General features: G+C 52.5%; 19 protein-coding genes. 8 read left to right on the forward strand and 11 right to left on the reverse strand.

The annotated features are described in order from the left end of the window. Window positions 1-62 precede the first annotated feature (62 nt). From AAY72_RS10185 to rpoE, 4 genes are read right to left on the reverse strand one after another with little or no spacing between them, the layout of a single operon-like run. Window positions 63-512, reverse strand: a complete 450-nt coding sequence (locus AAY72_RS10185; protein WP_008984380.1) for a SoxR reducing system RseC family protein — start codon at window positions 510-512, stop codon at window positions 63-65. A 7-nt stretch (window positions 513-519) separates the two neighbouring features. Beyond that, window positions 520-1,467, reverse strand: a complete 948-nt coding sequence (locus AAY72_RS10190; RefSeq protein WP_008984381.1) for a MucB/RseB C-terminal domain-containing protein — start codon at window positions 1,465-1,467, stop codon at window positions 520-522. Beyond that, window positions 1,467-2,069, reverse strand: coding sequence for a sigma-E factor negative regulatory protein (locus AAY72_RS10195; protein WP_057787292.1), 603 nt, complete (start codon window positions 2,067-2,069; stop codon window positions 1,467-1,469). The genes AAY72_RS10190 and AAY72_RS10195 overlap by 1 nt, the downstream gene beginning before the upstream one ends. A gap of 34 nt (window positions 2,070-2,103) precedes the next feature. Then, window positions 2,104-2,679, reverse strand: a complete 576-nt coding sequence (gene rpoE / locus AAY72_RS10200; RefSeq protein WP_008984383.1) for an RNA polymerase sigma factor RpoE — start codon at window positions 2,677-2,679, stop codon at window positions 2,104-2,106. A gap of 207 nt (window positions 2,680-2,886) precedes the next feature. On the opposite strand from rpoE, the gene nadB reads away from it, so the two are divergent. Then, entirely contained in the window at window positions 2,887-4,497 is a 1,611-nt protein-coding gene (gene nadB, locus AAY72_RS10205) for an L-aspartate oxidase (RefSeq protein ID WP_008984384.1), read from the forward strand. On the opposite strand, the gene AAY72_RS10210 is transcribed toward nadB, so the two are convergent. Continuing rightward, complete coding sequence (locus AAY72_RS10210) at window positions 4,474-4,914, reverse strand: protein YgfX (RefSeq protein WP_255355961.1); 441 nt, start codon at window positions 4,912-4,914, stop codon at window positions 4,474-4,476. The two genes, nadB and AAY72_RS10210, sit on opposite strands and share 24 nt — an antisense overlap. Continuing rightward, the gene (locus AAY72_RS10215; RefSeq protein WP_040291641.1) at window positions 4,901-5,152 is read right to left on the reverse strand and encodes a succinate dehydrogenase assembly factor 2; all 252 of its coding nucleotides are present in this window, start codon (window positions 5,150-5,152) and stop codon (window positions 4,901-4,903) included. The genes AAY72_RS10210 and AAY72_RS10215 overlap by 14 nt, the downstream gene beginning before the upstream one ends. Before the next feature lie 118 nt (window positions 5,153-5,270). On the opposite strand from AAY72_RS10215, the gene ygfZ reads away from it, so the two are divergent. From ygfZ to dbpA, 4 genes are all read left to right on the forward strand, one after another. Further along, window positions 5,271-6,242, forward strand: a complete 972-nt coding sequence (gene ygfZ / locus AAY72_RS10220) for a tRNA-modifying protein YgfZ (protein ID WP_008984387.1) — start codon at window positions 5,271-5,273, stop codon at window positions 6,240-6,242. Window positions 6,243-6,251: 9 nt separating this feature from the next. Next, complete coding sequence (locus AAY72_RS10225; RefSeq protein ID WP_057787294.1) at window positions 6,252-6,737, forward strand: peptidylprolyl isomerase; 486 nt, start codon at window positions 6,252-6,254, stop codon at window positions 6,735-6,737. 151 nt (window positions 6,738-6,888) lie between these two features. Then, entirely contained in the window at window positions 6,889-7,839 is a 951-nt protein-coding gene (locus AAY72_RS10230; RefSeq protein WP_040291655.1) for a M23 family metallopeptidase, read from the forward strand. A 133-nt stretch (window positions 7,840-7,972) separates the two neighbouring features. Then, window positions 7,973-9,358, forward strand: a complete 1,386-nt coding sequence (dbpA, locus tag AAY72_RS10235) for an ATP-dependent RNA helicase DbpA (RefSeq protein WP_057787296.1) — start codon at window positions 7,973-7,975, stop codon at window positions 9,356-9,358. Here the strand turns inward: dbpA and arfB are convergent. The 3 genes from arfB to yaaA form a co-directional block, all read right to left on the reverse strand. Further along, on the reverse strand, window positions 9,355-9,771 hold the full coding sequence (gene arfB, locus AAY72_RS10240) for an alternative ribosome rescue aminoacyl-tRNA hydrolase ArfB (RefSeq protein ID WP_057787299.1): 417 nt from the start codon (window positions 9,769-9,771) through the stop codon (window positions 9,355-9,357). The two genes, dbpA and arfB, sit on opposite strands and share 4 nt — an antisense overlap. A gap of 6 nt (window positions 9,772-9,777) precedes the next feature. Further along, the gene (locus AAY72_RS10245) at window positions 9,778-11,076 is read right to left on the reverse strand and encodes an inosine/guanosine kinase (RefSeq protein WP_008951287.1); all 1,299 of its coding nucleotides are present in this window, start codon (window positions 11,074-11,076) and stop codon (window positions 9,778-9,780) included. Window positions 11,077-11,239: 163 nt separating this feature from the next. After that, a complete protein-coding gene (gene yaaA / locus AAY72_RS10250; RefSeq protein WP_057787301.1) occupies window positions 11,240-12,016 on the reverse strand; it encodes a peroxide stress protein YaaA in 777 nt (258 codons plus the stop codon). A 409-nt stretch (window positions 12,017-12,425) separates the two neighbouring features. On the opposite strand from yaaA, the gene tal reads away from it, so the two are divergent. The 3 genes from tal (at window position 12,426) to AAY72_RS16535 (ending at window position 15,338) form a co-directional block, all read left to right on the forward strand. After that, window positions 12,426-13,376 carry a transaldolase gene (gene tal / locus AAY72_RS10255; RefSeq protein WP_057787303.1) on the forward strand — a complete coding sequence of 317 codons (951 nt, stop codon included), beginning with the start codon at window positions 12,426-12,428 and terminating at the stop codon, window positions 13,374-13,376. A gap of 12 nt (window positions 13,377-13,388) precedes the next feature. After that, a complete protein-coding gene (pgi, locus tag AAY72_RS10260) occupies window positions 13,389-15,011 on the forward strand; it encodes a glucose-6-phosphate isomerase (RefSeq protein ID WP_057787305.1) in 1,623 nt (540 codons plus the stop codon). Window positions 15,012-15,164: 153 nt separating this feature from the next. After that, a complete protein-coding gene (locus tag AAY72_RS16535) occupies window positions 15,165-15,338 on the forward strand; it encodes a DUF3545 family protein (RefSeq protein WP_008607219.1) in 174 nt (57 codons plus the stop codon). An 80-nt stretch (window positions 15,339-15,418) separates the two neighbouring features. Here AAY72_RS16535 and ung read toward each other — a convergent pair whose 3' ends face one another. Both ung and thrC read right to left on the reverse strand, forming a co-directional pair. Beyond that, window positions 15,419-16,081, reverse strand: a complete 663-nt coding sequence (gene ung, locus AAY72_RS10265; protein ID WP_008951284.1) for a uracil-DNA glycosylase — start codon at window positions 16,079-16,081, stop codon at window positions 15,419-15,421. Beyond that, window positions 16,081-17,364, reverse strand: coding sequence for a threonine synthase (thrC, locus tag AAY72_RS10270; protein WP_057787307.1), 1,284 nt, complete (start codon window positions 17,362-17,364; stop codon window positions 16,081-16,083). Before thrC ends, ung begins: the two co-directional genes overlap by 1 nt. Window positions 17,365-17,367 lie beyond the last annotated feature (3 nt).

Raw genomic sequence — 17,367 nt, forward strand, 5'->3', positions numbered from 1 at the left:
GCGAATTGTACTCTATCCGGCTGCCGCTTGCTATGTTTGTTGCTGCAAGCGCTGGATAGTTGTTAGTCACTGCGTACCGATAGCTGCGGCAATACCTGCAGGATTTGCACCGACTCCAGGTGCTGTAACCGTTGGTCGTAGTGTTTGGCCAGGCGAAAACCGCTGTACAGCGCTATTACGGCAGCCAACAGCAACCAGACTTCAGCGAGTTGCCACAGCGTATGTAACAGCGTGACACTAGCGATCATTAATAGTAGTGGTAACAAATATACCAGCAGTGCCGCCGTCACTAATCCCTGTTCTGCTACGCCAATCCTAACCTGCTCACCGGGCAATAACGGCAAGGCACTTTTCACGAAAAAACGACGCTGGCGCGGCGTCAGGGTCTTGGCAACAATACCTGTTCCACAATCGCCGCTAACCTGACAGCTATTACAACTACCAGCCGGTGTCGTGGTCAACCAAACGCCATCGCTCTCGGTCGCTATCACTGTCGCAATTTCTTCAACCATAATCGACCTACTGTTGGCTGACCGAGGCAGCCAGACGCTGAGCGGTTTCTACCTTTACCGGACCGATGACGGTGACATCCTGAGCCGGGCCGGATTGCACATAAATCGTCAGGGCACCATCACGGTAAGCTTGCTCTGGCAGGCGATGTCCGGGTTGCACAAAGACTGAAATATGATGTAACCCATCGCTCAGTAACCAATAGCTCTGGATCTCCGGCTGCAACTGCGGGATTTGTACCGGATCAGCTACTACCTGATAACCCTCAGGCAGCCAGTTTAACCGGTGCAGGGTATTGACTGCCGGTGGGTATTGCGTTGTCGAAGAATCAGGCAATTCAATCTGTAAAAGCTGCAGTAAAGTGTCAGGCATATCAGCCGTCATCCGCAGATGCGTGACCTGCCAGATTTCCAGCGCCAGATTTTGCGTACCATTTTGTTCAGCGATAGTGTCGATGCGCAGTGGAAAACCGGTTTCAGCATCGACCCACAACCAGTAGTGATAACGTTCTGCGGAGGTTGCCGACAAGCGCAATAGCTGGGCGCTGCGCCCATCGACCATCGACGCACTGCCCAGCACCGCATTGTAGAGTTGCCGCAAGCGAGACGGCGGCTGATACAACAATGCAGGGAGTTCTTTTATATTCTGGCTATGAGTAACCAATGAGGGACGTTCGCTAAGCAGATAATATACCTGCTCATTGCGGCGTAGGATGTCTACCCCTTCGGCAAACATCGGAATCAAGTGCTCAATTTCAGCATCCTGCTCCCGCCCGTGCAACCAGCGGTATGACTCGACCTGGTTGCCTTTGAGGATGACAAAAGACGTATCGAAGTTACGTTGACGGACGCTCTGCTGCACCCGCTCTAACAATGCCCAGCCTGCTTCATCGGCCCGAAGTGGCAGGGCAATTAACAACAAGGCGCTACAACAAAGGCCGACCAGCAGTTTCATCATCAGGGCTCGCGTTTTTCCTGTTCTGGTTCAGTGGTCTGCTCTACTAAGCGTACTTGTTGACGATGTGCCTGTAACAAGGCTTGTAAACGACGTTGCTGTTCCAGCATGGCTTGTTGTTCCTGCTCGGCAAACCGGCTCTCAACTGACGTCTGGCTTAAGCTAACCGGCGTCGCAAAACCCGCTACCGGCCGGGTTTGCAGCACTGGCGATGGCAGGTTAAATTCCTGCTCCAACGGCTGTTGGTACTGCTGCACGCCAAAGACTGCAACCAGCGCCACACCTGCGGCGATGGCGCCTTGTGCTGCTGGTTTTAACCACTGCGCATTAGCCGCCTGTTGCCAGCTTTGTTTAATACGACTGAGTAAGCCGGCCTGCGATTGGAGCTGATAAGTCGTCTCCTGTTCTAACTGCGCGACAAATTGCGCAGTAAAATCAACAGGCAACACACTGTCTGCTTCGTTGCGCATCACAGCGCCGATCAACTGATAGCGTTCCAGGGTTTTCTGCTGTTCAGGCTGCTGCAGCAGTGTATCGAGCTGCGCGGCCGTTAACGGCTGATTATCTGCGGCTTGTGACAGCCACTCCTGCTTTTCTGACAACATAAAGGTTCCTGTCAACTTACGTGCTTGGCTTCGCCTAACCCACCAAGGGTTTGAGCTGGGCGTCTATCGCTTCTCGAGCCCGGAAAATCCGACTGCGTACTGTACCAATCGGACAATCCATCACTTCTGCGATCTCTTCGTAGCTTAACCCTTCAAGTTCACGCAGCGTAATAGCAGTGCGTAACTCGTCCGGTAATTTTTCAATAGTCCCGAACACCACATGGCGGATTTCTTCCGACAACAACAACCGCTCCGGAGAATCCTGCTCTTTCAGGGCATCGCTACCCTCAAAATATTCTGCCTCTTCGGCATCCACATCACTGGCCGGCGGCTTTCGATTATTTGCCACCAGATAGTTTTTGGCGCTATTTACCGCAATACGATACAACCAGGTATAAAATGCACTCTCACCTCGAAAGCCCGGAATAGCGCGATAGGCTTTAATAAAGGCTTCCTGTGCGACATCAGCAACATCTCCGTGATTAGAGACATAACGCGAAATTAAGTTCGCAATCCGGTGCTGATATTTTTTCACCAGCACGTTAAAAGCGGCTTTATCCCCTTGTTGTACACGCTGGACAATCTGCCAATCTAATTCTTGCTCGCTCATTCTTTGAGCCTGCCCCTATAATGCATTAGGTATTGTTCACGAGTGGCGCCAGTCAAGCGTACTGATTATGACTGCAAGCTGAATAAATAGTTCTGCTTAATATGACAAAAAGGCTAGAATAACCTGATCCCAAGCCGCTGACTGCGGGTAGAACCGGCTGTTTCTGCACATTTTTCAAAGCCATCAATAAAGAGTTAAGTGTATCGTATGACACAGGCAAATGAACATCTTTGTGACGTTTTAATTATTGGTAGCGGCGCTGCAGGGTTATCGCTGGCCATTCAATTAGCAGAGCACTGTAAAGTGCTGGTATTGAGTAAAGGCCCACTGCGCGAGGGTTCAACGCTGTATGCCCAGGGCGGTATTGCCGCGGTGTTTGATGAAAACGACAGTATTGCCTCCCATGTCAATGATACGCTGATTGCCGGTGCCGGCCTGTGCGAGCAACAAGCCGTGGAATTTACCGCCGCCCATGCTAAAGCTGCGATGGAATGGTTAATTGCTCAGGGGGTGCCGTTCGATCAATATCAGGACAGTGATGGTAGTATGAAATACCATCTGACGCGCGAGGGCGGTCATAGCCACCGCCGCATTCTGCATGCAGCTGATGCCACCGGGCGAGCCGTGCAGATTACTCTGGTTGAACAGGTCAAACAGCATCCCAATATTACCTTACTGGAAAATTTTAACGCTATCGATTTGGTTACCGGTAAAAAACTGGGCTTGGATCCAAACCGCTGCTACGGCGCTTATGTCTGGAATAAAACGGCGGCCCGGGTGGAAACGGTACGGGCCCAGGCGGTTGCATTAGCGACCGGCGGTGCCAGCAAGGTTTATCTTTATACCAGCAATCCCGACGTTGCCAGTGGTGATGGTATTGCGATGGCCTGGCGTGCCGGTTGTCGTGTTGCCAATATGGAATTTAACCAGTTCCATCCGACCAGTCTGTACCATCCGGCAGCACCGAATTTTCTGATTACCGAAGCGATGCGTGGCGAAGGTGCCTATTTAAAACGTCCGGATGGCAGCCGCTTTATGCCGGATTTTGATCCACGCGCAGAATTGGCACCGCGTGATATTGTGGCCAGAGCTATTGATTTTGAGATGAAGCGCCTCGGTGCCAAATCTGTTTGGCTGGATATTAGTCACCAGCCAAAAGATTTTATTATCGAACACTTTCCAACGATTTATGCCAAGTGTCTTAGTGTCGGCATCGATATTACCAAAGAGCCAATCCCAGTGGTGCCGGCCGCGCATTATACCTGCGGCGGAGTGATGACCGATCTGCACGGCCAGACCGATTTAACTGCTTTGTATGCGATTGGCGAAGTGGCTTATACCGGTTTGCATGGTGCCAACCGCATGGCCTCTAACTCTCTTTTAGAGTGTATCGTCTTTGCGCAAGCCGCCGCCAGGCATATTCTGGCACAGCTCCCTTTCGCCAATACGCCACCACCGATCCCGGCCTGGGATGAGAGCCGGGTCAGTAATTCAGACGAAGAGGTCGTGATTACCCACAACTGGCATGAACTCAGACTCTTTATGTGGGATTATGTTGGCATAGTCCGCACCAACAAACGGCTGGAGCGGGCGCTGCATCGAGTTGAGTTGTTACAACAGGAAATCCAGGACTACTACAGTCATTTCCGAGTCAGCCATAACTTACTGGAATTGCGTAATCTGGTACAGGTTGCAGAACTGATTATCCGCTGTGCCATGCAGCGCAAAGAAAGCCGTGGCTTACATTATAATTTGGACTATCCCGAGCAACTGAGCGACAGCCGCCCCAGTATCCTAACGCCAGTCAGAGCGGGCTGAAGTGGTTTGCTGCCATTGCAACATTCTGATCTGCCGGGCCAGGGCCCGGTAATCTGCGTCACTAACTTGGTCGGCAAACAGCCAGCGCCGCCAGCTCTTGCCCTCTTGATCACGCCAGCTAAGCTGCAGTGCATAGCGACTGAGTAAGTAATCGGGCTGCAATTGCCCAGCCGGTAAATTGCCGGCAAACCAACGTAACTCGCCCTTGGTGTTGAGCTGTAGCATAGTGGCAGTCAGGGGTTGCTGTGCCAGTTGCCATAGCAAATAAAACCAGGCAGTTAAAACCAGCCAGGCTGGCAGATAGCGCTCTGCCGTTAAGGGGAGCAGCAAAAATAATAAAGCCAACAGCGCCGCGGCTAATAGCAGAGCCCTGCAGCGCCACTTGGAAGGCTTTAATGCCAGACTAGACCCGGACACGATTAACAATTAGCTCAATTAACGCCTGAATGGCGCTATCCGTCGAACGGGCATGTCCCATAAACCAGGCGAACAAATCCGGGTCATCACAGGCCAGTAAGCGTTCAAAATCTCGCTTTTGCTGCTCGTTCAGCGCGTCATAGCCTTCCTCAACAAAGGGCGCTAATAATACGTCCAGCTCCAGCATGCCACGGCGGCAGGCCCAGCGTAATTTTGGTTTACTCATTAATGGGGACATCAGGACTCCTCGCAATTTCGCCTTTTCGGCGGTATCTTAACAAAATTCCGGATCCAGGGTTGAGCTTTTGTGCCTCGCCCCAATCTACCTTTTATTATCAGCTGAAGCGTTACATATTATGCAGACATCCTGGCTTAGTGCAGACCAATACGCGTCATTATCAACTGAAGTTCAACCGGCTTTTCTCAGTCCACTGCCTGGCTTTCAGGTACTGAAGATCAGCGGCCCTGATAACCGTAAATATTTGCAGGGACAAACCACCTGTGATTTAAACCAACTGACCGCAGATAATTTTTTACGCGGCGCGCATTGCGACGCCAAAGGTAAGATGTGGTCGGTCTTTCATTTATTCTCGCAAGGTGAGGATCTGCTCGTCGTCGCCTTTCGGGATGAACTGCAAGCCTCTTTAGTACAGTGGAAAAAATTTGGCGTCTTTTCTAAAGTCAGCTTTGACCAAACGGAGCAACCCCATGCCGTTTTCGGTTTAGCTGGCCCTGAGAGCCAGAGTTTAATCCGCCAGCTCGGTTTTACGGTGCCGCAAGCCGCCGGCCAGTTGGTGCGAAACGGCGAACAAAGCTTGCTTTGCCTGGCGGCAGACCACTATTTGCTGGTGCTGCCACAAACGGAATTGGCTAGCCTGCAGCAGGCTCAGCTACCGCTGGCCGCGCCAACACTCTGGCTGGAGCAGCATATCCGCCATGGTCTGGCCTATCTGGAGCAACCCCTGATTGGCGAACTGGTACCGCAAATGCTTAACTTACAGGCGGTAGAGGGTATTAGCTTTACCAAAGGCTGTTATATTGGTCAGGAGACCGTGGCGCGGTTAAAATATCGCGGTGGTAATAAAAGAGCGGCCTATATTCTCAGTGCCGAAACCGATGAAACGCCGGTTGCCGGTGCCAGCATCGAATTAAAACTGGAAGATAACTGGCGCCGGATTGGCCAGGTAATTAATGCGGTAAATATTAATCAGCAGCTGTGGCTGTTGGCCTTATTGCCGAATGACATAACACCGGCAGACTCGTTAAGGTTAGCTGGCGAGCAGCCGCTGCTGCTGAGTCAGCATGCCTTACCCTATTCTCTCAATTAAGAGGTTTGCATGACCATTTCTCAAGACAAAGTTGTCGCCATTCATTACACCGTTACCGATAGCAAGGGTAACCAACTCGATTCTTCTGCCGGTGGCGAGCCTCTGGTATTTATGTTTGGTCAGGGCGCGCTGATCCCGGGTTTGGAACAAGCGTTGGCCGGCAAGGCCGCCGGCGACAAATTTAGCAGCACTATTGCAGCCGCAGACGCCTATGGCGAACGCCACGACCAGCTGGTACAAGCCGTGCCGCGTTCTATGTTTGAAGGAATGGACGTTGCTGTGGGTATGCGCTTTCGTGCCTCAGGCCCGGATGGTCGCGAACAGCCGGTCATTATTATTGATGTGTCAGAGGAAGAAGTCGTTGTCGATGGCAATCACCCGCTGGCCGGTTTTGAACTGCAGTTTGATGTGGAAGTGGTCGCAGTACGCGATGCCACTGCCGAAGAGTTGGCGCACGGCCATGCTCATGGTATTGACGGTCACGCCGGACATTAAGCTTTTCTGATATGTGAAATAAATCAAGGCGCCAGCAGTAATCTGCTTTGGCGCCTGCTTTTCGCGACTGACAAAGTGCTTGACAGTACCGCTAAAGCCCCCTATTTTGCTGCTGGTCAACAACTGGTTACAGAGTAAACAATTCGCGCTGATGAAAGATCGTATAATAATTTCCGTCTCAAGCGTACATGGTACCCGACACTTCAATATCAGTAATATCGTGAAACGCAATGCCGTAATTGGCTTGTGGGTCGTACTGTTTTCGGTGTTAATTACCGCCGCGCTGATAAATTATTTGCTGCATACCGTCGACTCGGCCAAAGCTGAGCAGCAATTGTTAGCCGAACAAACCAGCGTCTTACAACAACAGTTAGCGCAATTAACTGACACCCGCGATACGCTGGAACAGGAACTCACCTTAAAGCAGGATGAGATGGCGCTGGTCAGTCAACGACTGGAAGAAATCGAACTTAGCCTGGGCTTGGAGCATAGTCAGCAGCAGGGCTTAGAAAGTCGTCTTGACATTGCTACCGTGACCTCGAGTGCTCGGATGGCAATGTTGCAGCTGGTGCCAAATGGTTCGCCGCTGGAGTTTGATAAAAGATCATCACGTTATGGCGTGCGTACCCATCCGATTCTGGGTAAACGTAAACACCATAATGGCATCGACCTGACTGCGCCGCGTGGTACCCCGATTTATGCCCCGGCTGATGGCGTAGTAGAACTGGTCCGTAAAAGTAATAGTGGTTACGGCAATCTGCTAAAAATTCGTCATGCTTTTGGTTTCGCGACCTTATACGCCCACTTACACGACTTTAAAGTGACCAGTGGTACTTTCGTACATAAAGGGCAATTGATTGCTACCTCAGGCAATACCGGCAGTTCTACCGCACCACATCTGCACTATGAGATCCATTTTTTGGATCGCTCACTGAATCCACAGCACTTTGTCGACTGGGATTCCGGTAACTTTGATCTGATCTTCGAAAAAGAGCGCAATGTGCGCTGGGACTCGCTGGTCTCGATGCTGCAAACCAAAGCCAGCACCCAGTTACAACTGGCGACCTTTAAAGAGCAGCCTGTTACTCAGGTGGCAGAATAAGCCGCCGCGGGCGCTGTCATTTCCGGCGCTGCAGCGGGAAAATTTCCAACGCCATTTGTGCTCTGTAATTTATGCTATAATGCGCCGCTGTACGCAGACACCGGGTCAGCGTAACCTTAGCTGAGTAATACCTGTGACTGAGTGCCGCCCCTTTTCCGATTTCGCCCTATCCCCAGCCTTATTAAAAACCCTGCACGAGCTTAACTTTGCCCAGGCTACAGCGGTACAAAGCGCCAGCTTACCGGCTATCCTGGCGGGTAAAGATGTGTTTGCTCAGGCGGCGACCGGCTCAGGTAAAACGGCAGCCTTTGCGCTGGGTTTACTCAGTAAACTGAATGTCGGCCGGTTTCGCATTCAAAGTCTGGTGCTGTGTCCAACCCGCGAGCTGGCCGAACAGGTGGCCAGCGAAATCCGTCTGCTGGCGCGTGGTATTCACAATATTAAGGTGCTGACACTCTGTGGCGGCGTGCCAGCCAAAGGCCAGATCCTGTCATTGGAACATGGAGCCCATATTATCGTCGGTACGCCGGGACGGGTGCTTGATCATTTGCAGCAACAGCGGCTGGACCTTGCTGAAGTGTCACAACTGGTACTGGATGAAGCGGATCGCATGCTGGAAATGGGCTTTGCCACTGAACTGGAGCAAATTCTGGCGGCACTGCCGCAAACCAAACAACAACTGCTGTTCAGTGCGACCTTTGCGCCGGAGGTAAAAAAACTGGCGCAGGCGCAGCTAGATCAGCCCGAGGTGATCATTATCGATAGCCCGGCGCAGGCAGCACGCATTGCGCAACAATTTTATCTGCTGGAGCAACATAGCCGCAGTGAAGCGGTTAAGCGCTTATTACTGGCGCTGCAGCCCGATAGCTGCGTGATCTTTGCCAATACCCGCAAAGAGGTACAGCAGCTGCATAGCGAATTACAGCAACAAGGCTTTAGTGTCGCCGCCCTGCATGGCGATCTGGAGCAACGCGAGCGCGAACAGCAACTGCTGCAATTTGCCAATGGCAGTTTGCAGCTGTTAGTGGCGACCGATGTCGCCGCCCGCGGTCTGGATATCGAAAAGCTGGATCTGGTGATCAATTATCAGCTGGCGCATGATGTCGAAACCCATACTCATCGTATCGGCCGTACCGGTCGTGCCGGTAGCGAAGGTTTAGCCTGCTCGCTGTATACTGTCGACGACAGCCACAAATTGGCCGCGCTGGAGCAAGCCTTTGCCATTGAAATTGAACCGCTGCCGTTGCCTGCCGCCAATAGCAATCAGCCGCGGCAGCCGGCCATGGTGACACTGGAAATTGATGGCGGTAAAAAACAAAAATTACGCCCGGCGGATATTGTCGGTGCCCTGACCCGCGATAACAAACTGGCGTTTACCGAAATTGGTAAAATTCAGCTGCAGGATTTCCGGGCCTATGTCGCGGTCAGCCGCAATGCCTATAAAGCCGCGTTACAACAGCTTAATCACAGCAAGATGAAAGGCCGCAGCTTTCGCGCCTGGTTACTGACTGTAGTCTAATCAAAACGCTTTTGCTGGCGTAACGCCTTGGTTTGCCCTTGCTGCTTTTTGCTTTGCAGCCGCTTTTGCTGGCTGCTGTAGCTGGGCTTAGTCGCCAGCCGTTTTTTCGGCGCTTTAGTAACACTTTGCAACAGCACCAGCAGCTGTGCCAGCGCCAGTTCGCGGTTTTGCTCCTGACTGCGGCTCTGCTGACATTTAATGGTAATCTTACCGCTTTGGCTGATGCGATGATCGGCAAGCTTTAACAAGCGCTGCTGCAGCCAATCTGGCAAACCAGACTGGCGAATATCCAGCTGCAACAGCACCGCCGTCGACACCTTATTGACATGCTGACCACCCGGGCCGGAAGCGCGGACAAACTGCCAATTCAGCAATTCTTCGTCAAGATAAATATCAGCCGTGATCGGTAGCACCGCTGCTTAACGCTCCCAGTAGGCTTCTTCCAGGCTGTCTTCGCGCTCTGGCAGGCCTTTAGACAGCCTGGGGGCATTTTGTACCAGGATCTCATAACTGACCCGGTTGGCATATTTACACAGCTGGGCAAATGACGAATAGGCCAGATAAGGCAACTCATGCTTGCTCGACAGCGGCTGTACCTGTTTATGATAGCTGTTCGCTGCCATATCGTGCAGGATGGCTGACAAGGCGCCATCTCCGGCACCATTAGTATTCTTAATCCGCTCCGGCCCGCCCAGGTAAGGGTCAATATGCGAATAGACTTTCAGCGGCTGCTGGCAATGCCGGCGCAGCATTGGCCGGCTAAATTCAAAGCGGTTAAAATCGGCCAGGCTGGCAGACTTAATCGGATTTGAACTCTCGCGTTTAGTGCGCTCGTCAGTATAGCCACACAGATACAAGCCCTCTGCCCCGGCGGTGATCAACACCATATCGGTAATTTCCAGTGCCGCCTCGGCTGCCAGCAGCGGATCGCGAAACCCGGTCAGGGCTTCGGCTTCCTGCTCGTTCATCGCCAGCACATTAACGTAATCATGAATGGTTTGCAGGATCTGGGCGCGGTTTTCTTCTACCAGATGACGGGTACCCAGGCTCATCACCACCGGCACCTGATGGGCTTTGGCATCGGCCAGCGCCTTTAACATCGCCTGCTGGATCGGTTGCCCTGTTGCCCGAAGCGGATAAGCGCTGACCACGAAGGCCGCCGCACCGGCAATAATCGGGGTTGGAATATAGTCAGGCGCCAGCTGATCCATATCACTGGGGTCAATCACAAAGGTGCGCTCGCCATCCGGCGTTATCATGGTAATACCACGCCCGATATCGCCCGCCACCCCTTGCAGATGATTCATATCGACTTTCGAGCTGGTATGACAAACATAATGATAAGCAGGCGAACCCAGTGCAATATTGGCCGACATCACGCCCAGCAATACCGATTTATCATCCGCCAGCACCGAGTAATTATGGATCGTATTGCCGATGGTGCCGCCGGCAAAATGATCGGAGATGGCGTTATTGACCACCAACTCATGATAAATCCGGTTCGCTTTGTCATGTTCAACCAGGTTCGATAAACCTTTAGGGATATCATATTTGGCCAGAAACTCATCGCTAACACTGGCAACCACATCAACAATGGTTTGATCTAAACCGACAATATAGGTATCCAACGCCGGACGCACATCCAGACTGGGTAATTGTGGTTTGGGCTGAGAGACCGGAAAGTAATGCTTGATTTTACGCAGACCGGGAAATTTCATTAGCTGACGCTCGGTGACAAACAAAGCGCTATTTTAGCGAAAAAAACGCCGCAACGCGCGGCGAATTTTCGCTTAGTGGCAACATAATCGCGACTTAGTCTCGAATAGTCGCAAAAAGTTGCGAATAGTTGCGAATAGTGACGAAAAGTAGCGCAATCAGCTGCTATTGCGGCAAGTCACGCAAAAACACCGGCTTATCAGGGCGGGAATGTTCAGCACTGTAGTAATAGCCAGCCAAATCAAAGCCCAGAATACCCTCCAGAGCCGTTAGCCGCTGCTGAATCACATAACGGGCCATTAAACCGCGGGCTTTCTTGGCGTAAAAGCTGATGATCTTGTACTGTCCATTTTTCAGATCTTTAAACTCTGGGCTAATCACCCGCGCCTGCAGGGCTTTGGTATCGACCGCCTTAAAATATTCCTGCGACGCCAGATTTAACACCGTATCGGTATTCAGCGCGGCCAGCTCGCTATTCAGATGGGCGGTTAAGCGGCTTTTCCAGTACGCATACAAATCTTTACCAGCCGGATTCGCCAGGCTGGTGCCCATCTCCAGCCGGTAGGCCTGCATCAGATCCAGTGGCCTGAGTACGCCATAGAGGCCGCTTAAGATCCGCAGTTGCTGCTGCGCAAAGCCCAGGTCTGCCGCAGTTAAGCTCGCTGCGTCCAGTCCCTGATACACATCGCCGTTAAACATAAAGAGCGCGGCTTTAGCATTGTCAGGGGTAAAAGGCGGTTGCCACTGGGCAAAACGAGCGGCATTTAAGCCGGCCAGCTTGTCACTGATATGCATTAGCGAGCTTAAATCAGCCGGCGTCAGGGTTTTACAAATCGCGGCCAGCGCTGTGGCCTCGGCTAACAGCGCTGGCTGAGTCACCGCTAAGGGTGTGGCAGACGGAGTCAGGTCGAGATCTTTAGCCGGTGATACCAGCAACAACATAAGCGGGGCTCCTTTTCTTTAAAAACAGAGGTCAGAAAATCAGATATGCCAACATCAAACGTTAACAGGCGCTGGCATTGGCGATCGGCAAGCCATCAGATAAAACCGCGATCCAGCCGGCCCAACAACTGACTAACCTTAATACTGGCGCGGCAGCCCTTGCAGATCACGCAGGGCGCCATTATGCTTGTTCCAGGCGCGAATGCAAAGGATCCTGCCGCGAACTGCCGCCTGAGCGCGGCCGCTTGTCATCTTTTGTTCAGCCGGTCGACCTATACTGCAGGTCGACCGGCTAACACTCCGCTTATCGGCTGAACTTAGTACGATATTTGTTGTTTTATTACTACACTTTTAGCCGTTTAGCCGTATAATCAGACTCAATTAACCAACAAAATGGTAAGTGAATAACATGAAAGATTTATTAACTCAGTTAAAAGCGGTCACCACCGTGGTGGTTGACAGTGGCGACCTGAATGCCATCGAGCAATTCCGGCCAGTGGATGCCACCACTAACCCGTCTTTGTTGTTAAATGCCAGCCAGTTAGATTTTGCTAAACCGATGCTGACTGCGGCTATCGCTTACGCCAAAACACAAAGTCAGGACCCGGCGCAGCAACTGGCCTTAGCCAGTGATAAATTCGCCGTTGATGTCGGTACCGCCATCAGCAAGCTGGTGCCGGGCCGGGTGTCAACTGAAGTCGATGCCCGTTTATCCTTCGATACCGCAGCGACCATTGCCAAGGCACGCCAGTTAGTGGCTCTGTATCAACAAAATGGCATTGGCACTGACCGGATCCTGATCAAAATTGCCTCGACCTGGGAAGGCATTCAGGCCGCCAAGGTACTGGAGCAGGAAGGTATTCAATGTAACCTGACCTTACTGTTCCATCTGGCACAGGCGCGGGCTTGCGCCGAGGCCGGCGTCTATCTGATTTCGCCCTTTGTTGGCCGGATCCTGGACTGGTACAAAGCCAATACCAAGCAAGACTATACCGCCGAGACCGATCCGGGCGTGTTGTCGGTGCGCGAAATTTATCAGTTCTTTAAACAGCATGGCTACAGTACTATCGTGATGGGCGCTAGTTTCCGCAATATTGGCGAAGTATTAGCACTGGCCGGTTGCGATCGCCTGACGATCAGCCCGGCACTGCTGGATGAACTGAGCCAGCAACAGGGCGAGCTGGCAGTGAAACTGCAAGATCAAGGCGTCACGTCGGCCAAACCGGCGGCGTTAACCGAACAACAGTTCCGCTGGGCGCTGAATGAAGATGCAATGGCGACCGAAAAACTGGCAGACGGGATCCGTAAATTTGCCGTTGACCAGCGCAAGCTGGAAAGCCTGATCCAAAGCCAGCTGTAAAGGGAGCACCGCATGACTGCCAGTTTAACTGCCTTATTAAAGCCATTGGCCGAGCGGCAACAGCCGCTGCGTCAGTTATTTGCTGCTGAGCCAAATCGCGCTGCGCGTTTTAGTGCCAAAGCCTGTGGCATCACGCTGGATTTCTCGAAAAACCTGTTGGATGACAGCAGCTGGCAAACCCTGCAGCAACTGGCCGCCCAAAGCAGCATCCGCCAGCTGTGTCAGCAAATGCAAGCCGGTGCCGCTATCAATAATACCGAGCAGCGTGCGGTCTGGCATACGCGGCTGCGGCAGCAAGATTTGCAAGACCTGCGGCTAAATGGCGAGGATATCGGTGCGGCGATTAGCGCCTGTCGCGCACAAATGGCGACACTAATCGACCAGCTCCACCAGGGGACTTACCTTGGTTATAGCGGCAAGCCAATTACCGATCTGATTTGGGTCGGCATTGGTGGCTCGCTGCTGGGCCCGCAAATGGCGGTGGAAGCCCTGACGCCCTATCATTGTAGTCCGGTGCGACTGCACTTTGCCGGCAATATCGATGGCGCTATTGTCAGCGATCTGACCAAACAACTGCAGCCTGAGACGACACTGGTGGTGGTTGCTTCAAAATCCTTTGGCACCGAAGAAACCAAACAAAATGCGTTAGCGCTGCGCGCCTGGTTTAGTGCTCAGGGCGCAGACAAAGCCGCTATCGCGCGACACTTCTGGGCCACCTCTGCCAATGTGCAGGCGGCCGCCGAATTTGGCATTGTGCCACAGCATATCCTGCCGATGTGGGACTGGGTGGGTGGCCGTTACTCGCTCTGGTCAGCGATTGGCTTACCGGTCTCGCTGATGATTGGTAATGACGGTTTTAATCAGCTGTTAGCCGGTGCCGCCGCCATGGACCAGCATTTCTTTAACGCGCCCTTTAGCGAAAACCTGCCAGTGATTCTGGCATTACTGGGCATCTGGTATATCAACGGTTTCGGCTGTCAGGCGCAGGCGCTGCTGCCATATAGCCATTATCTGCGTTTACTGCCGTCTTATGTGCAACAACTGGATATGGAAAGTAATGGCAAGGCGGTCGATCGCCGCGGCCAGCCACTGAGCGATGTCACCGCCCCGGTGATCTGGGGTGATGCCGGCACCAATGGCCAGCATGCTTATCATCAGTTATTGCATCAAAGCCAGCTGAAAATCCCAGCAGACTTCCTGCTACCGCTAAAGGTCGCGCATCCGCTACAGGACCATCACCAGCGGCTGGCCGCGCATTGCTTTGCGCAAACCCAGGCGCTGATGCAGGGTAAGACCGAGCAGGAAGCATATCAGGAATGTCTGGCGCAGGGCATGACGGCGCAGGCGGCAGCAGAATTAGCCCCGCATAAGGCGTCACCTGGTAATAAACCCAGTAATACTTTATTACTGGATGAGTTATCACCCTATCATCTGGGCGCCTTGATCGCACTCTATGAACATAAGGTGTTCTGTCAGGGAGCGATCTGGCAACTGAATAGCTTTGACCAATGGGGGGTTGAGCTGGGCAAGCAGCTTTCTACACCGATTTATCAAGCACTTAAGTCGCAAGGTGATGCTCAGTTCGACAGTTCAACAGCGCAGTTGATTGCCCTGTTCCGCCAACAAAACCGCTAAACCCTGTTTAGCATCAGCAAGGCTGCCCGCGGGCAGCCTTTATTTTTTGCGCCGTCATCGTACTGTCACTTTTTAGTTTTATTTTTAGACAAAGTGTGGTAGAAACTTGTTGAAAATAACAACAAGAAACAACAATCAGATGAGGCCGTAATTATGGAAAGCTTCGAAGACTTACTGAACATGTTGGAACGTCCGGCGGCGAAAACCCGCACCGTTAAGCGCAAATGGCGGGAAATTGAGGAATTGAAAGAACGCCAAAGACTGAAAAAAGAGCTCTGTGACATTGATTGGACCATTGAACCTGAACTGATTGATATCGAATTATAAACAAAAGGGCCTGCAGTTAACTGCAGGCCCTTTTCGTTGTTCATTTTCGTTATCTGTTAAATCAGCTAAGACACGGTCAGTTACAACACTGAGTGCCAGTTAACCGGCGTCTTGCCGGCGGCGCGCAGCAGGCTGTTAGTCTGTAAAAAATGACCACAGCCCAGAAAGCCGCGATGTGCGGACAACGGCGATGGATGGGGTGCCTGCAGAATATGATGCCGGCTGGCGTCAATCAGCCGCGCTTTCTTCTGCGCATGAGAGCCCCAGAGTAAAAACACCAGTTGCTCACAGTGCTGGCTGATTTGTCGGATCACCTGATCAGTAAATTGCTCCCAGCCCAGGGCGCGATGCGAGTTCGGCTCATTTGCCACCACCGTCAACACGGTATTCAGCAATAACACGCCCTGCTCGGCCCAGCTTTGCAGGTAGCCATGTGACGGCACCTGAAAGTCTGCATATTCCAGCGCCAGCTCCTTGTAGATATTCAGCAACGAAGGCGGCACCCGTACGCCCGGCCTGACCGAAAACGCCAGCCCATGCGCCTGGTTTGGGCCATGATACGGATCCTGCCCCAGCACCACCACCTTCAGCTCAGATAACGGCGTCAGCTTAAACGCATTAAAGATTTCACTGTCCGGCGGATAGATCACCTGGCCACCGGCACGTGCCTGCTGGATCGCCGTCAGCGTTTGCTGAAAGTAGGGTTGTTGCTTTTCACTGCCAAGAAGGTCCTGCCATTGCATCAGCGATTATCCAGTTGTCGTAATACCTGCTCGAGGGTGGCAAAATCGGCCGGAATATCGCGGCTATAACTTTGCTCAGCGGCACATTTTGCCAAAGCCGCCGGTAAAGCGATAGGTGTTCCTAAAATATTCTCTACCTGTTCTTTAAACTTAGCCGGATGCGCCGTACCGAGGAAGATCCCCACCTCACCCGGCTGCAGGCTACGTTTTAACGCCTTATAGGCAACAGCCGCGTGCGGCTCACTCAGATAACCCTCTTGCGCCAGTAAGCGCATACCAAGCTGGGTGTCATCTTCATCGACCTTAACCGCCTCGATATCAGTCCGGCTCACTACCCCCTGCGCCAACAGCGCTTCTACCCTGGGCCAGTTATTCGGTGCACTGACGTCCATCGCATTCGATAAAGTGGCAATGGTTTTGTTGGGTTGCCACTGGCCGCTCTGCCAGTAACGCGGCACTGTATCATTCAGGTTCGTCGCAGCAACCATCCGCTTAATCGGCAGCCCCAGCGCCTTGGCAATCAGACCGGCAGTCAGGTTACCAAAGTTACCGCTGGGTACCGCTATCACCGCTTCTGAGCGTTGTTCGACCGGCAGTTGGGCAATAGCTTCAAAGTAATAACAGATTTGCGCAAATAAACGACTGATATTAATCGAGTTGGCCGAGTTAATATTGTAGGTTTTTACCAGCTCCTGCTGGTCAAAGACTTGCTTAACCAGCGCCTGACACTGGTCAAAGTCACCATCCACCGCCAGCGTGGTGATATTCTGCCCCAGGGTGGTAAACAGCTTTTCCTGCAGCAGACTGATCTTGCCTTTCGGGTACAGGATCACTACCTCTACCCCAGGCTGCTGATAAAACGCATGTGCCACAGCCGCACCGGTATCGCCGGAGGTGGCGGTAACAATAGTGGTTTTGCGCCCGCTCTGGGCTTTGGCCAGCGCCTGCGCCATAAAGCGGCCGCCAAAGTCTTTGAACGCCAGCGTCGGGCCATGAAACAGTTCCAGGCAAAACGTCTGCGCCGTAACGGGTACCAGTGGTGCGGCAAAGGTAAAGGCGGCACTCACCATCTGAGCGACTTCAGCCTCGGTTAGCTCATCGCCAATCAATGCAGCTAAAATTTTGGTACTGCGTTCTACCAGCGGTAAGGCAAGTAAAGCGTCAATATCCAGCTTTGGCCAGCTGGTCGGGAAAAATAAGCCTTGTTGCTGGCCCAGGCCCTGTCGCACCGCCTGTAAAAAACTGACTTGTTCGGTTGGGACTTTTAAATTCGTTAACATCATCTT

Origin of the sequence: Alishewanella sp. WH16-1 (genome assembly GCF_001441695.1) — a bacterium.
Taxonomy (GTDB): domain Bacteria; phylum Pseudomonadota; class Gammaproteobacteria; order Enterobacterales; family Alteromonadaceae; genus Alishewanella; species Alishewanella agri.

Excerpts from the sequence above, each read along its gene's own strand:
- AAY72_RS10185 (WP_008984380.1), bottom strand. The coding sequence starts at position 512 with ATGGTTGAAGAAATTGCGACAGTGATAGCGACCGAGAGCGATGGCGTT.
- AAY72_RS10190 (WP_008984381.1), bottom strand. The coding sequence starts at position 1,467 with ATGATGAAACTGCTGGTCGGCCTTTGTTGTAGCGCCTTGTTGTTAATT.
- AAY72_RS10195 (WP_057787292.1), bottom strand. The coding sequence starts at position 2,069 with ATGTTGTCAGAAAAGCAGGAGTGGCTGTCACAAGCCGCAGATAATCAG.
- rpoE (WP_008984383.1), bottom strand. The coding sequence starts at position 2,679 with ATGAGCGAGCAAGAATTAGATTGGCAGATTGTCCAGCGTGTACAACAA.
- nadB (WP_008984384.1), top strand. The coding sequence starts at position 2,887 with ATGACACAGGCAAATGAACATCTTTGTGACGTTTTAATTATTGGTAGC.
- AAY72_RS10215 (WP_040291641.1), bottom strand. The coding sequence starts at position 5,152 with ATGTCCCCATTAATGAGTAAACCAAAATTACGCTGGGCCTGCCGCCGT.
- ygfZ (WP_008984387.1), top strand. The coding sequence starts at position 5,271 with ATGCAGACATCCTGGCTTAGTGCAGACCAATACGCGTCATTATCAACT.
- AAY72_RS10225 (WP_057787294.1), top strand. The coding sequence starts at position 6,252 with ATGACCATTTCTCAAGACAAAGTTGTCGCCATTCATTACACCGTTACC.
- AAY72_RS10230 (WP_040291655.1), top strand. The coding sequence starts at position 6,889 with ATGAAAGATCGTATAATAATTTCCGTCTCAAGCGTACATGGTACCCGA.
- AAY72_RS10245 (WP_008951287.1), bottom strand. The coding sequence starts at position 11,076 with ATGAAATTTCCCGGTCTGCGTAAAATCAAGCATTACTTTCCGGTCTCT.
- yaaA (WP_057787301.1), bottom strand. The coding sequence starts at position 12,016 with ATGTTGTTGCTGGTATCACCGGCTAAAGATCTCGACCTGACTCCGTCT.
- tal (WP_057787303.1), top strand. The coding sequence starts at position 12,426 with ATGAAAGATTTATTAACTCAGTTAAAAGCGGTCACCACCGTGGTGGTT.
- pgi (WP_057787305.1), top strand. The coding sequence starts at position 13,389 with ATGACTGCCAGTTTAACTGCCTTATTAAAGCCATTGGCCGAGCGGCAA.
- AAY72_RS16535 (WP_008607219.1), top strand. The coding sequence starts at position 15,165 with ATGGAAAGCTTCGAAGACTTACTGAACATGTTGGAACGTCCGGCGGCG.
- ung (WP_008951284.1), bottom strand. The coding sequence starts at position 16,081 with ATGCAATGGCAGGACCTTCTTGGCAGTGAAAAGCAACAACCCTACTTT.
- thrC (WP_057787307.1), bottom strand. The coding sequence starts at position 17,364 with ATGATGTTAACGAATTTAAAAGTCCCAACCGAACAAGTCAGTTTTTTA.